The sequence below is a fragment of the Pseudomonas bijieensis genome (assembly GCF_013347965.1).
In the GTDB taxonomy this organism is placed as follows: domain Bacteria; phylum Pseudomonadota; class Gammaproteobacteria; order Pseudomonadales; family Pseudomonadaceae; genus Aquipseudomonas; species Aquipseudomonas bijieensis.
Genome location: NZ_CP048810.1, coordinates 4,553,401 through 4,566,083, shown reverse-complemented (window position 1 = coordinate 4,566,083; position 12,683 = coordinate 4,553,401). Strand labels below are relative to the sequence as shown.

At 64.3% G+C, this 12,683-nt stretch carries 16 protein-coding genes; 6 read left to right on the top strand and 10 right to left on the bottom strand.

The window, feature by feature from the left end:
- The first annotated feature begins 663 nt into the window (after positions 1 to 663).
- The 6 genes from GN234_RS19970 to GN234_RS30065 all read left to right on the top strand — a co-directional run bounded on the left by GN234_RS19970 (position 664) and on the right by GN234_RS30065 (position 4,702).
- Positions 664 to 888: a type III secretion protein gene (locus GN234_RS19970; RefSeq protein WP_109752478.1), complete on the top strand. Its 225-nt coding sequence runs from the start codon at positions 664 to 666 to the stop codon at positions 886 to 888.
- Positions 875 to 1,312, top strand: a complete 438-nt coding sequence (locus tag GN234_RS19965; protein ID WP_176688953.1) for a type III secretion system chaperone — start codon at positions 875 to 877, stop codon at positions 1,310 to 1,312. Before GN234_RS19970 ends, GN234_RS19965 begins: the two co-directional genes overlap by 14 nt.
- Positions 1,305 to 3,455, top strand: a complete 2,151-nt coding sequence (gene sctC / locus GN234_RS19960) for a type III secretion system outer membrane ring subunit SctC (RefSeq protein ID WP_134926261.1) — start codon at positions 1,305 to 1,307, stop codon at positions 3,453 to 3,455. Before GN234_RS19965 ends, sctC begins: the two co-directional genes overlap by 8 nt.
- Positions 3,452 to 3,661, top strand: coding sequence for an HrpT family type III secretion system protein (gene hrpT / locus GN234_RS19955; protein WP_024619913.1), 210 nt, complete (start codon positions 3,452 to 3,454; stop codon positions 3,659 to 3,661). The genes sctC and hrpT overlap by 4 nt, the downstream gene beginning before the upstream one ends.
- 6 nt (positions 3,662 to 3,667) lie before the next feature.
- Positions 3,668 to 4,045 (top strand): transcriptional regulator, encoded by a 378-nt coding sequence (locus GN234_RS19950; RefSeq protein WP_109752483.1) that lies wholly within the window; start codon positions 3,668 to 3,670, stop codon positions 4,043 to 4,045.
- A 378-nt stretch (positions 4,046 to 4,423) separates the two neighbouring features.
- Positions 4,424 to 4,702, top strand: a complete 279-nt coding sequence (locus GN234_RS30065) for a CesT family type III secretion system chaperone (protein WP_233459478.1) — start codon at positions 4,424 to 4,426, stop codon at positions 4,700 to 4,702.
- Between the two features lie 70 nt (positions 4,703 to 4,772).
- Here the strand turns inward: GN234_RS30065 and GN234_RS19940 are convergent, their stop codons facing one another.
- From GN234_RS19940 to GN234_RS19895, 10 genes are all read right to left on the bottom strand, one after another.
- Positions 4,773 to 5,291, bottom strand: a complete 519-nt coding sequence (locus GN234_RS19940; protein ID WP_176688952.1) for a type III effector — start codon at positions 5,289 to 5,291, stop codon at positions 4,773 to 4,775.
- A gap of 114 nt (positions 5,292 to 5,405) precedes the next feature.
- Positions 5,406 to 6,506: a type III secretion system export apparatus subunit SctU gene (gene sctU / locus GN234_RS19935; protein ID WP_116833690.1), complete on the bottom strand. Its 1,101-nt coding sequence runs from the start codon at positions 6,504 to 6,506 to the stop codon at positions 5,406 to 5,408.
- 15 nt (positions 6,507 to 6,521) lie between these two features.
- The gene (gene sctT / locus GN234_RS19930) at positions 6,522 to 7,319 is read right to left on the bottom strand and encodes a type III secretion system export apparatus subunit SctT (RefSeq protein WP_109752489.1); all 798 of its coding nucleotides are present in this window, start codon (positions 7,317 to 7,319) and stop codon (positions 6,522 to 6,524) included.
- The gene (gene sctS / locus GN234_RS19925) at positions 7,319 to 7,573 is read right to left on the bottom strand and encodes a type III secretion system export apparatus subunit SctS (protein WP_003206603.1); all 255 of its coding nucleotides are present in this window, start codon (positions 7,571 to 7,573) and stop codon (positions 7,319 to 7,321) included. Before sctS ends, sctT begins: the two co-directional genes overlap by 1 nt.
- 9 nt (positions 7,574 to 7,582) lie before the next feature.
- Positions 7,583 to 8,236 (bottom strand): type III secretion system export apparatus subunit SctR, encoded by a 654-nt coding sequence (gene sctR, locus GN234_RS19920; RefSeq protein ID WP_116833691.1) that lies wholly within the window; start codon positions 8,234 to 8,236, stop codon positions 7,583 to 7,585.
- The gene (gene sctQ / locus GN234_RS19915; RefSeq protein WP_176688951.1) at positions 8,233 to 9,339 is read right to left on the bottom strand and encodes a type III secretion system cytoplasmic ring protein SctQ; all 1,107 of its coding nucleotides are present in this window, start codon (positions 9,337 to 9,339) and stop codon (positions 8,233 to 8,235) included. The genes sctR and sctQ overlap by 4 nt, the downstream gene beginning before the upstream one ends.
- Positions 9,336 to 9,905 (bottom strand): type III secretion protein, encoded by a 570-nt coding sequence (locus GN234_RS19910; protein WP_176688950.1) that lies wholly within the window; start codon positions 9,903 to 9,905, stop codon positions 9,336 to 9,338. Before GN234_RS19910 ends, sctQ begins: the two co-directional genes overlap by 4 nt.
- Positions 9,898 to 10,317: a YscO family type III secretion system apparatus protein gene (locus tag GN234_RS19905; protein WP_109752496.1), complete on the bottom strand. Its 420-nt coding sequence runs from the start codon at positions 10,315 to 10,317 to the stop codon at positions 9,898 to 9,900. The genes GN234_RS19910 and GN234_RS19905 overlap by 8 nt, the downstream gene beginning before the upstream one ends.
- Positions 10,304 to 11,662: a FliI/YscN family ATPase gene (locus GN234_RS19900; protein ID WP_109752498.1), complete on the bottom strand. Its 1,359-nt coding sequence runs from the start codon at positions 11,660 to 11,662 to the stop codon at positions 10,304 to 10,306. Before GN234_RS19900 ends, GN234_RS19905 begins: the two co-directional genes overlap by 14 nt.
- A complete protein-coding gene (locus GN234_RS19895; protein WP_116833694.1) occupies positions 11,662 to 12,555 on the bottom strand; it encodes an FHA domain-containing protein in 894 nt (297 codons plus the stop codon). The genes GN234_RS19900 and GN234_RS19895 overlap by 1 nt, the downstream gene beginning before the upstream one ends.
- Between the last annotated feature and the right edge of the window lie 128 nt (positions 12,556 to 12,683).

Here is a 12,683-nt window from a genome sequence, read left to right as displayed (position 1 = left end):
GCGAGCAGGCTCGCTCCCACAGGGGATTTGTGCTGGCTGCGATGTCTGTGAACACCCGGAAAAACTGTGGGAGCGAGCCTGCTCGCGAGACGGCGGCACATCCAACATCACCGCAAGCTGACCCAACGCTATCGCGAGCAAGCTCGCTCCACAGGATTTGTGCTGGCTGCGATGTCTGTGAACCCCGGAAAACTGTGGAGCGAGCCTGCTCGCGAGACGGCGGCACATCCAACATCACCGCAAGCTGACCCAACGCTATCGCGAGCAAGCTCGCTCCCACAGGGGATTTGTGCTGGCTGCGATGTCTGTGAACACCCGGAAAAACTGTGGGAGCGAGCCTGCTCGCGAGACGGCGGCACATCCAACATCACCGCAAGCTGACCCAACGCTATCGCGAGCAAGCTCGCTCCCACAGGGGATTTGTGCTGGCTGCAATGTCTGTGAACACCCCGGAAAAACTGTGGGAGCGAGCCTGCTCGCGAGACGGCGGCACATCCAACATCACCGCAAGCTGACCCAGCACAGTCACCCCCAACGCCAACTGACCCACCATCATCACAAGCAAACCACACTTCCCCAGGTTTTTTTCCTCATATGCGCGGAACCGCCAATGGCATGACCACCACTCACATCGTGAACATGCCTAACCCAGAGGAACCGCCCATGTCTTCCGCCGATGCCGTCCAGCGCCGCCTCGACACCTACTTCCAACGCGCGACCGACAACGTCAACAACGCTGCGATGAACGCGGCAGAAACGCAGTCGCTCGACGACATGCATTCATTCCTGACCAGCATGAACGGCATGTCCGTCGCGGTGAACGCAGCGACTCAACAGACCACTGCCCATCACAACCTCGCCAAGGCGATCATCGATGCAATGCCATGAGCTGCGAACACAGCTCACCCGCTGGAGCGCCAGCGTCGATGGCCCGGAGCACTTCGGCCTTGTCATCGACGATGGCGAGGCGACCTTCAGCAAGCTCGACGAGGCCTTGCTGGTATCGGTCGAGCTGACCGTCCCGATGCCCCATGAGATGGTTCTGGAAGACCTGCTTCGGCTGGCGCACCCAAGCCTCTCGCGATTTCCCGGCGCGCTGGCCCGTTCGCCGCAGGACGGGCGTTTATGGCTGCTGACGCAACTGGCGCCGGACGGGCACATCGACGACCTCATCGAGGCACTCGAAGCACTGCTCAACCAGCGCGATACCTGGCAATCCATTCTCAATAAAGACCAACGTGCCGCTGCGGCGCCTGTAGCGCGACGCCTCTCGCACTCTCACTTGCTCGGAACAGGAAACCGCCATGCCTAACAGGTGGCTTACGCCGTACCGCTTGATGACCGCAGGCAAGGTACACCTTGGCCAGTCGATCCCACGCCGCTGGGCGAAACCTTCGCTGGTCGCACTGGCATTGATCGGTGCGCTGGGCGCGGGCCTGCCGGCACAGGCGGCCATACCGACCGACTGGAAGAACACGCCTTACGCCTACGACGCCCAGAGCACACCGCTGGCCAAGGTACTCGGCGATTTCGCCAACACCTTCGCGGTGCAACTGGTGATCGATGGCACGGTGAAAGGCACCGTCGACGGGCGGATGCGCGCTGAAAGTCCCCAGGCGTTCCTCGACAGGCTCGGCCTGGAAAATCGCTTCCAGTGGTTCATGTACGGCAACACGTTGTACGTCAGCCCCTTGCAGAACCAGGACTCCACGCGCCTGGAAGTGTCCGCTGACGCCGTGCCGGACATGAAGCAAGCCTTGACCGACATCGGCCTGCTGGATTCGCGTTTCGGCTGGGGTGAATTGCCCGACGAAGGCGTGGTCCTGGTATCCGGCCCGGAACGCTATGTACGCCTGGTGACGCAGTTTGCCGAAGCACGCAAGACCCCCGAGGAAAAACAGGAAGTGATCAGCTTCCCATTGCGCTATGCCACCGCCGCCGACCGCAACGTCAAGTACCGCGGCGAGACACTGGTCATTCCCGGAGTCGCCAGCATCCTGAAAGGTTTGCTGGAAAGCCGCAGCGCCGTGTCGGGCGGCATGCAGACGGCCTCGCCCCAAGCGTCGTTCCAGAACATGCAGGCCCAGCAATCGGCGACCATGGGCAACATCGAACAATTGGCATTGAACGGCATGGGGCGCCCGAACACCAACCGCGTACCGTCTGGCGCGAGCGGCGGTGGAGGCGGCCGGGGCAAGATCCGCGTCGAGGCCGACGTGCGCAACAACGCGGTGCTCATCTACGACGCGCCCAAGCGGCGGGAAATCTACACGCCGTTGATTCGCGATGTGGATGTACCGCGCAAGCTGGTGGAGATCGACGCGATCATCCTCGACATCGACCGCACGCAACTGGCCGAGCTGGCCTCGAACTGGAACGTCGAGAGCGGCGATCTGATCGGTGGAGCCTCGATGATTCGCCCCGGCGCCAGCTCGACGGTGTTCATTCAGGACTACGGCGATTTTTCCGCGCAACTGCGTGCCCTGGAGGGCCGAGGCCTGGCCTCGGTGGTGGCGAACCCATCGGTTCTGACCCTGGAGAACCAGCCGGCGGTCATCGACTTCAGCCGCACCGAGTACATCTCCGCCATCGGCGAGCGCGTAGCCACCGTCGAGCCGATCACGGCGGGCACCAGCTTGCAGGTCGTGCCCCATGCCATCGAGACCGGGGGGCGCAATCAGATCCAGATGTCCCTGGACATCGAAGACGGCCGCATCGAACCCTCGGAGGTCGGCCAGCAGACGCCCAGCGTACGTCGGGGCGTGGTCAGCACCCAGGCTGTCATGGGGGAAAGCCGGTCGCTGGTGGTCGGCGGATTTCATACCGAAGAGACCGGCGACAACCTCGAACGGGTACCATGGCTGGGTCGCATCCCGCTGATCGGGCCGCTGCTGTTTTCCTCGACCACCCGCGAGACCAGCCGCCGCGAACGGGTCTTCATCCTGACACCGCGCCTGATCGGCGACCAGGTCGACCCGGCCCGCTATATCTCTGCCCTTGACCGCGAACAGGTCGACAGCGCCATGGCCCGCCTGGAAGAGCGTCGCAACGGCACCCGTCCCATCGGCCGTATCGAAGTCAGCGATGTGCTCGCCCAACTCGCCGACGGCAACATTCCGGCCACGTTCAAACAGGCTGCGTCGATTCCTTATTCGCCCGACACCTTGTGCGCGCTGCAACCCGGGCTATCGCTGGACGCTGCACGGGCGCAATGGTTCGCAGGTGCCGATTACGGCATCGCCGTGGGCGTGGTACGCAACGACGGCCAGCAGCGGTTGCGCTTCGACGAGGCGAGCTGCGGCAGCCGCTGGGCCCTGGCCACCTCCGCCTGGCCGAAGGTGTGGCTCGAGCCCGGCGAGGAAACCGAAGTGTTCGTGGTCATGAAACAACCCACGCGCACGCCAGGCGGCGAGCGCCCTTCTCTTCTGCAAACCAGCGCGAGGACCCTGCCATGAGTCGCACGCCACTGTTGCTCGTTTTATTGCTGAGCCTGCCGGTGTTCGCCGGCTGCGCGAACCGCTCGGGCTGCCAGGGCGATGCCTGCAGCCGCGCCGAACCGGACAACGGTCGGCTGGTGATCTGGTGGTCGCCCGGCATGCGCGGCGGCCTTGGCTCCCCCGAACACCCACTGGACCATACGGTCGTCCCATTGGAGAACTGAAACGCTATGTCTTTTTCGGTACACAGCGTGAGCACTCGCCAGGCCTTCCAGAAGAACATCATCGCCGGCATCGCGACGTATTGGGAAATAGCCCCGGGCATTGAATTCTGTCTGCGACGCGAGCCTCACAGCGTCGGGCTCGCCTTACAGATACAAAGCCAGGCGCTACGCGCAAACCAGATCCAGCATGCGCTCGAACGGCGCTTCGCCCACCCGACCGACTACGCGCAGCTGTTCGTGTTTCTCGATCCGCAGCGAGCGCTCGTGGTCTGGCAGGCACTGCCCGAGGCGCCGCTGTCCACTGAACTGCTCGATGAAATCCAGTCCAGGCAGTTGTCGCTGCTGGGCCTGGAGGAGCTCGACGATTACTCGGTCACTTATTGAACGACACGATGACCCCTCTTTGGGGACATGTTTAACCTGTGGCGAGGGGGGATTCATCCCCGCTGGGCTGCGTAGCAGCCCCAAAGAGCTGATCACATCAACCTGATACACCACGGTGGCAGGTTCAGGGCTGCTTCGCAGCCCAGCGGGGATAAATCCCCTCGCCACAACGGTTCATGACATTTTTTGCATTGAGGGAGGTTTCCATGACTGTCGCACCGCTTGCCCAGCGCTTGATCTCGGCCCTCGCGCAACACCTGCATGCGGACTTGCAACTGGAAGGTGGCGTGTGTGCGCTGTATGACACGAGCAACCGCGAAGCCGTGGTCATCGAGCTGCCCGATCACGGCGACGTCGCTATCCTTCATTGCTCGATCGATGTCCCTGCCCACGCCCCCCGGCCTGCACAAGCGCTTGCTGGAGCTCAACTTTCGATTGGACCTGCTCGGCGGCAGCTGGCTGGCGCTGGACGATAAGGGCAGCGTTCGCCTGTGCGCCCATTGCCCGCTGGCGATGCTCGACGAGGCGCGGTTCTGCCATTGGATCGTGGGTTTCATCGCCCAGGTCGGCGAGGTTCGTGCGCGCTTGGCGGTGCCTGCAATGCCCAGTGGCCCGCGTCCGGCCTCGCTGAACGCAAGCCGCACCCGACTGGGGTAGACGGTGGTTGGTGCAGATGCACATCGGCCCCATCGGACAACACCCCCGGGGTCGATGTACACCCTCCACCTTATCGAAGCTTCATCGCCTCGCCACCCTCCTGCATGACTTTCCTCGCGCTGTCCATGAAGCCCTTGGTCACCTCGGTCACCGTATCGCTCATCAGCTTGGCCATGTCGGCGGAGCTTTTAATCAGCATCATGGCGCTCTGGCGCTCTTCCATCTTCATCTGTATATCGAACTGCTTTTCCATCAACTCCTTTTGACGGGTTTCCATCTCGCTCATGAAAGAGTCCGGAGTGCGCGATGCCGAAGTGGCGCTGGACGTTTGCGCGTCATCCAGCGGTTGAGCTTCATTCGGCGCCGCCGCGTGGTTGGCGTCCCGCGTGCGGGTACGGCCACGTTGATGCACCGCAGGGGGCGTCGAGGAGGAGCGTCCTCGTGTGTGCAGGCTTTGGCTGCCCTGGCGCTGCTGCGCCTCACGGGGTCGTTGGCTCAGCGAGGGCGAGCGCGAGGGCGATAAGCTGTCGGCGCCGTGCAGGGCACCTGTGCCCCTTAGGGGGTTCGTCAGGGAACTGGGATCAGGCATGGAAAATCCTCCACGAGTCGATGTGTGGTGAGCACTGTCGGCAGGCCGGTATCGGCCGGACGAACCTGGCTCACTACCTGAGTGGCAACCACATGTGCATCGGTTCCATCGACCTCAACGCAGGTTCAATTCCGGAATCTCGATCACCTCGCCCTTGGCCTCGTCATCCAGCTCGCGCAGCACCCGATAAATGTGCGCAACCGCCTGGAGCGTTTCCCGAGGGATATAACCGCCGACGTCTTCGCGGTAGATCGTTCGTGCCAGCCAGATGCACTGGATGACCGGGACCCGCGCCGCCTTGGCCCGTTCGATCAGCGCCCGGGCCTCGGCATCGACGCCTTTGACGATCAGTTGCGGCAGCGGCGTTTCCTCGGGGCGATACAAAAGCGCCACGGCAAAGTGGGTGGGGTTGACCACCAGCATGTCGGCCTCCTCCACCGGCTTGGTTTCTTTGTTGACGGGCTGGTCGACCAATTGCCGGGCCAGGCTGCGGCGATGCATTTTCACGTGCGGGTCGCCTTCCATTTCCTTGAACTCCTTGCGCACCTCCTCCTCACTCATGCGCAGGCGCTTGGCGAAGAAATATTTCTGCAGGCCAAAGTCGAGAATCGCCAGCACCAGCAATACACCCAGGCAAACGTGCATGATGTGCCGAAACAGGCTGGCCAACCCGCGCCAATAGCTGTGCAAATCGCCGTTGACCAGGCTGATCAACGAGCCGAGTGCCGGCAGGGTCACCAGATAAATCACGCTGCCGATAAACACGGCCTTGACCAATCCCATGAACAGGTTGATCAGCGCCTGGCCGGAGAACATCTGCTTGGCCTGGTTCATCGGGTTCAAGCGGTTCGGGTCAGGCTGCAGGGCTTCGGGAGCGAACAGGAAGCCGAACTGTATCCAACCGGCCACCAGGCGCGTAACGATCGCCAGCCCCACGGTCATCAAGGTGAAATTGAGCAGCACGCCACCAGCATGAGCCAAGGTTTCCTCGAAGGCCCGTACGAAGTCGACATCCAGCCGGTGCAGCGGGAACGCCACCAGGTCTTCCAACGCCTGCATGCTGTCGTCGGCCTGGGTCAATGCCACTTCGGTGATCGCCGCGAGCACCAGCAGGCTACTCAAGTCCTGGCTCTGGCCGACCTGGCCTTTGTTGCGCGCGTCGCGAATCTTCTTGGGCGTCGCCCGCTTGGTCTTTTCGCCACTGTCTTCGCTCATGGGCGAAGCCCTCCTTCAGGGCGCCTGCAACAACAAATGGAGCAGATGCCGGATTTCGCCATAGCGGCCAAGACGGCCCGTCATCGCGTCCCACAGGGTGGGCAGGTAGAACAGCAGGAAGCCCAGGCCGATCAGGCTCTTGGCCGGCATGGCGAGGACGAATACCTGCAATTGCGGGCTATACAGGCTGAGCAGCGCCAGGCTGAACTCCACCAGCAACAGCAAGCCGATAAAGGGCGCCGCGTAGAGCATCATGTGCATGAACATTTCGGCGAGCAGCCCGAGAAACACGCCGAAGCCATCCGCGCCAGGCAATGGAAACCAGACGGTGGGCGACCACACCAGGTAGCTGTCCCAGATCACCTGGGTCAACGTGCCAATGCCCAGGGTGGCGACCAGCAGCAAGATCGTCATTTCCTTGAACAGGTGGCCCAGGGGCGTGGTGTCGGTGCCGAGCGCCGGGTTCAACTGACCACCGATGAGCGCGCCGCGCTGGTTGTCCAGCAAGGCGCCCACCGATTCGTACAACCAGAACGGCATCGCCAGCAGCACCCCGAGCAAGAAACCCAGCACCAGCTCCTTGAACATCAGACCGGCCAGGGACAGCCAATTGACCTGGGCGTCGATCAGCGCCTGGCGAATACCGGGCGCCGGCAACATGCCCAGGGCAAACACCACGGCATGGCGCGGCAAGCCTCGCAGGTGCTGGAAGCAAAACACCGGGACCAGGTAAGCGACCGGGTAAATGCGCGCCATGCCGAGCGCGATCGACAGCAGCAAGTCGAAGTACGGGACGAAAGCCTGGGCCGTCATCAGGTGTTGGCCATCATTTCGAATGCCCGGCGCAGCAGTCCCAGCAATTCCACGCCGATCCAGCGACCGGTGACCAGCAAGGTCAGCCCGACCGCCACCAGCTTGATGCCGAAGGGCAAGGTCTGGTCCTGGATCTGCATCAAGGCCTGCACCAGGGAGGTCAACACGCCGACGATCACCGCCACGATCAAGGGCGGCGCGGAGAGCAGGACCACCAGCAACATGCCTTCCTTAAACAACGTCAGCGCGTCCATCGCACGTCCTCAAAGATAGGAATAGAAGAGGCTGTCGAGCAATTGCGTCCAGCCCTGCACGAGGACAAAAATCAGCAGCTTGAGCGGCAATGAAATGGTCATGGGCGCGACCATCTGCATGCCCAGCGCCAGCAGCAGGTTGGATACGATCAGGTCGATGACAATGAACGGGATGTAGATCAGGAAGCCCATCTGGAAGCCGGCCTCAAGCTCCGACAGCATGAAGGCCGGGATGAGTAGCATCAGGTCGTCGCGACTGGCCTGCTCGGCGCGTTCCTTGGGCCACATCCGCTGGGTGTTTTCCAGCAGGTGGGCGAGGATGTCCGGGTTGGTATTGCGCGACATGAACGCCTGCAGCGGTTTTATCGCGTTCAGGGCAGAACCTTGCAGTGCCTCGGTACTGCTGAAATCCAACGGTCGCTCCTTCAACTCTTCGGCGATGTTGTGACCGACCGGCGCCATGATGAACAGCGTCGCGGCCAGCGCAATGGCATACAGCGCCATATTGGGCGGCACTTGCTGCACGCCGATGGCGTTACGGGTGATCGTCAGCACGATGGCTATCTTGAGAAAGGCACTGCAGATGATCAGCAGCAGGGGGACCAACGAGATCCCACCGATGAACAGCGCCAGCAGAAAGGGGTCGACCCCCTGGAAGCTCATCCAGCCACATCCACGCGAGCGATCTGCAGGCCCAACCGGCCATCGACCTCCACCAGCTCGCCATGGGCCAGGGCCCGTTCGCCATAGAACAGCGCCGCTGTTCCCGGTGTCACGCCCTGCACTTGCAGCACCGCGCCGGGCGCCAGGTTGCGCAGTTCGCCCAGGGTCAGGCTCAAGTGACCGCAGCGGATCGTAAGCGCCAGCGGCAGGTCGTCGAAGCGCTCGGGCAGATCGGCAGCAGCCGGTTCCATCATCGGCGCCTCCTCGGTTTCAGCGGCGGCATAGTCCAACGCCGGTTGATCGGCCGCCTCGGGGGCCTGGGCCTCAGGTTCGTAGCGGGCGGTATCGTCCCAGTCCGGCGTCAGGATGTCGGTGTCGGCGGTGGTGCTCATAACGGTCTCCTCCAGAGCGAGCAAGGTCAGGCGCAACGGTGCGGCACGGCTGTGTACCCGCACCTGCAAACAATGCCGGCCCAGGCGAATCAGCCCTTGGCCGGACGAGTCGAACAAGGCGGTTTCCGGCACCAGCACATCACCGGGACGCAGCGCCGCCAACTGCCCGGCAGCCAGTGCCAGGCGTCCCAGTTCCAGCGGAACATGCAGCGCAAAACCGTCGATCCCTGGTGCGGTACGCCGGCGCCAAGGGGCGGCGCGAAGCAGCCCCAGCAGGACCGAACCGGGCATTTGCAGATGGCTCGTGACGCGCGCCGCCCCCAGTCTCACGTCGAGCCGGCAGGCGATGCCGGGCACGGCAGGCTCGGCCGTTGGCTTGAGAAAGCCGAATGCCAGGCGCAGGGGCTCGCTCAGGGTTTGCTGGAACAGCGACCAGAACCACGTGTCGTCCGGGCCGGGTTCGGCGGGCAAGACCACCGGGCATTCCCCGAACAGGCTGAGCACCGCGCCGGGCTCATCCAGGGTGAAAGCACCATGGGCACAGGCCAGCGCACACGGCGCCCCCCCAGCCACGTCGCCGCCCGGGGTCAGTTCCAGCAGGCCCGTGTCACCCGCCACCTCGAAGGGCAAACTGACTCCGATCCCCAATAGCCGCCGGGCGGTGGCGTCCTCGATGCCCACAAGCGGTAGCGCCAATGCATGGACGGTCATATCGCGCCTGCCTCTTCTTCCCGCGCCACGCGCACGCTCACCGGCTGGCCCAGGCTCTGGGTCAGCGCGTCTTCGAGGCGGCCGGCTCGACTCGACAACCGCGCCTGTACGTCTTCATTTTCGCTGTTCAGGCCGATGTCCCACCCGGACGCCCCGCCCAGCCGCCGGGCGGACACCTTGATGCGGCCCAGATTGGGCAGGTGCAGCAGCAGGTCCAATTGCTGGTCGAGCGTGGCGCGCAAGCGTGGCGTGAGCTGGTCGACAAACGCCTCCACTTCGCTGTTCTCCAAACTGACCAGGCCCGCCAGCGAACCGGTGCCCGCGGTGTCGTCCTGGGTACCGCCCCGTGGCGCATCGACCCACTGGCGAAACCAGTAACCGTCACTGCGTCCCGCCATTACGTCGGGGTCGCGCCCGGTTGTAGACACAGAGTCACGCGCCGCCGGACGGATGGCCCGGCTCACCTGGGCGGGCGGTTGCTCATACGCCCGAGGCGAATGCCGAACGGGAGCGGCCGGGGGGTTGTTGTGCGGTGTCGGCCCACTGCGCACGGTACGGTCATTCATCGCTGGGGATCTCCACCAAGTGCTCCATCATTGCGCTGAGCTTTTCCAGATCACGCCGGCGCCCTTGTAGCCGCTGCTGGGCGGCGGCCGTGTGCTGTGCCTGCTGCGCCTGTTCAGCGTCCAGTGCCTGCAATGCCTGCGCTTGCTCGGCCAGCTCGCCGATCAAACGTCGCTCCTGGGTACTCCAGGCATTGAGTTCACTCACGCTCAGCGCCCGGCCACAGTGCTCGCCATACAACGCTTCGCGCTGCACCGTCTGCTGTTCGCTGGTCGCCTGCATGCGCGCCCGCGCGGCGACCACCGCCGCTTCGCGCTCGCGCAAAAGCTCACGCTGTTGGCGCCATACTCGTTCAGCTTGCGCTTCACGGTGGCGGCGAATCGGCGCCAGGGCGTCCAGATCAACCCGGGACATAAGCGGTCAACTGCTGCAGGTGAGCGAACGTGGACGCGAACGGCTCCGGCTCACGCAGGTCCTGGCGCAGGAAGGCGTCCAGTGCTCCATGGGACTCCACCGCCAGGTCGGTCAAAGGGTCGGCGCCGGCCTGGTATTCGCCCAAGCGCAACATCAGTTCGATTTGCTCATAGGCCGACAGCAATCGACGCAGATTGATGCCCGCCCGCAGGTGCTCTGCCTCGGCCACGTTGGCCAAGGTTCGCGACAGGCTGGCCAGCACGTCGATAGCCGGGTAGTGGCCGCGCTCGGCGAGCTTGCGCGACAGCACGATGTGACCGTCGAGCAGCGACCGCACTTCATCCGCCACTGGATCGTTCATGGAGTCCTGCTCGATGAGCACCGTATAGAACGCGGTGATGGCGCCCTCGTTGGTCAACCCGGCGCGCTCGACCAGGCGCGGCAGCAAGCTGTAGACCGACGGTGGCAGGCCGCCGCGCCCCAGCGGCTCGCCGGCGGCCAGGCCGATTTCACGTTGGGCCCGGGCGAAGCGGGTCAGCGAATCGATGAGCAACAGGACGCGCTGGCCTCGGGCACGAAAGCCCTCGGCCAAGGCTGTCGCGGTGAACGCCGCACGGGCCCGTTCCATGCTCGATCGGTCGGAGGTGGCGCACACCAGGACCGCACGGGCACGCAGTTCATCATCCAGCTCATGGTCGAGGAACTCGCGCAGTTCGCGCCCACGCTCACCGATCAGGCCGAAGACGATGACATCGCAGTCAACGTTCCGGGCAATTTCCGCCAGCAGCGTGGTCTTGCCGCAACCGGCGCCGGCGAACAGCCCCACACGCTGGCCTTCACCCAGTGTCAGCGGCCCGTCGATGGCCCGTACGCCGGTCATCAAGGGCCGTTGGATACGCGGCCGCGCGGTGGGCGCCGGGGCCTCGCCAATCACCTGTGAAGCTTGCAGCACGTGTGGTCCGGCAAACGCCCCGGCGCCGCCGTCCACCAGCGGCCGGCCGAAGCCATCCAACACCTGGCCTAGCAACTGCGGCCCCACGCACACCCGATGGGGCATGCCCAACGGCTCCACCGCCGCACCGACCCGGACGCCTTCCAGGCCGCCCAGGGCGCTGAGCAAGGCATCGTGCTGGTCGAAGCCGACGATCTCGGCGAGCAGCGGCTCCCGGGCGTCGCGCTCGACTCGGCAGAGGTCGCCGATCTGTGCCCCTGGCAATCGGCACTGCAACAGGATGCCGCTGACCCGCTGCACCCGCCCACGCACCATGACCGGCGCGAAGCGACGCAGGTGCGCCAGTTGCCCGGCCTCCCAGGCCGCCAGTCGCGCGATGGCCGCCTGCGTCATCACCACGTGACCTCGTAGCGTTGGTCACCCTCGAAGGTGACTTTGCCGCTGTCGATGGCGGTCAAGCGCAGGCCATCGATCTGGTCGCCCAGGAACAGCCGACGTCCATCGGCCGTAACCACATGGCCACGCTTGCCACCGACGATCTGGGCGATCTGGAACGGCAGTTGCGTCAGCCGCTCCTTCACGCTGGCCGTGATCCCGATTGGCGTCTCGTAACGATCGTGGAAACGCTCGATCAAGCGCTCGACCATCGCCAGGCGTTGGCGCGGCAGTTCGCCCACCAGGACCAACTGGTCACCCTGGCTCTCGACCCGCACACCAGCGCCCAGATCACGTTCCTGCAACATGCGATCGAGTTCCAGGCGGACCGCCTCGACATTGTCCAATGCCACTTTGCTGTGCTTGAGCTGCTGGGCCGGGCTGCGCGCCACAGGCTGCGCCGGCTGGCTGGTAAAGGCCCAGGCGCTGGAGGCAACAGTAATCACCGCCGCGGCGATTGCCAGGCGCTTGGGCCACGATGGCCGCACGACGGGTTTCGGGGTTTCCCGCGCCGTCGTCAGATGCGCAGCGTCATCCAACGCCGCCTCTTCGGGCCAGGGCTGATCGGCCGGGGCCAGGCACAGCCAGACGCCTGCCACGGCAAACGGGGCATTGCTCTGCAAGGGCTCGGCCGGCGCCCAAGGTTGGCCTTGTCCATCGCAAACTGTCCCCTCCAGCAGCTCCAGCAGCCATTGGCCCTGCACCTGCCGCAGGCCAACGTGGCGCCCACAGATGCCCGGATCGTAAAGCGCCAGGTCGGCATCCTCCGCCGCCCCGATCACCCATTGCTCGCCCACCAGCGGCAACGCCGCACCTCGGTGCAGACCACTCAAGACACGCAGTTCGAACATGGCCAGTTCCTCAAGGGGCGACAGACGCTCGCCCACATTCCGGTTGTACGACGGGGCACCGGCGGCGCCCGTCCTCTGTCACAGCCAGGCCATCGACCGCACCTGGATTTGCATCGTTACGTGGAGGC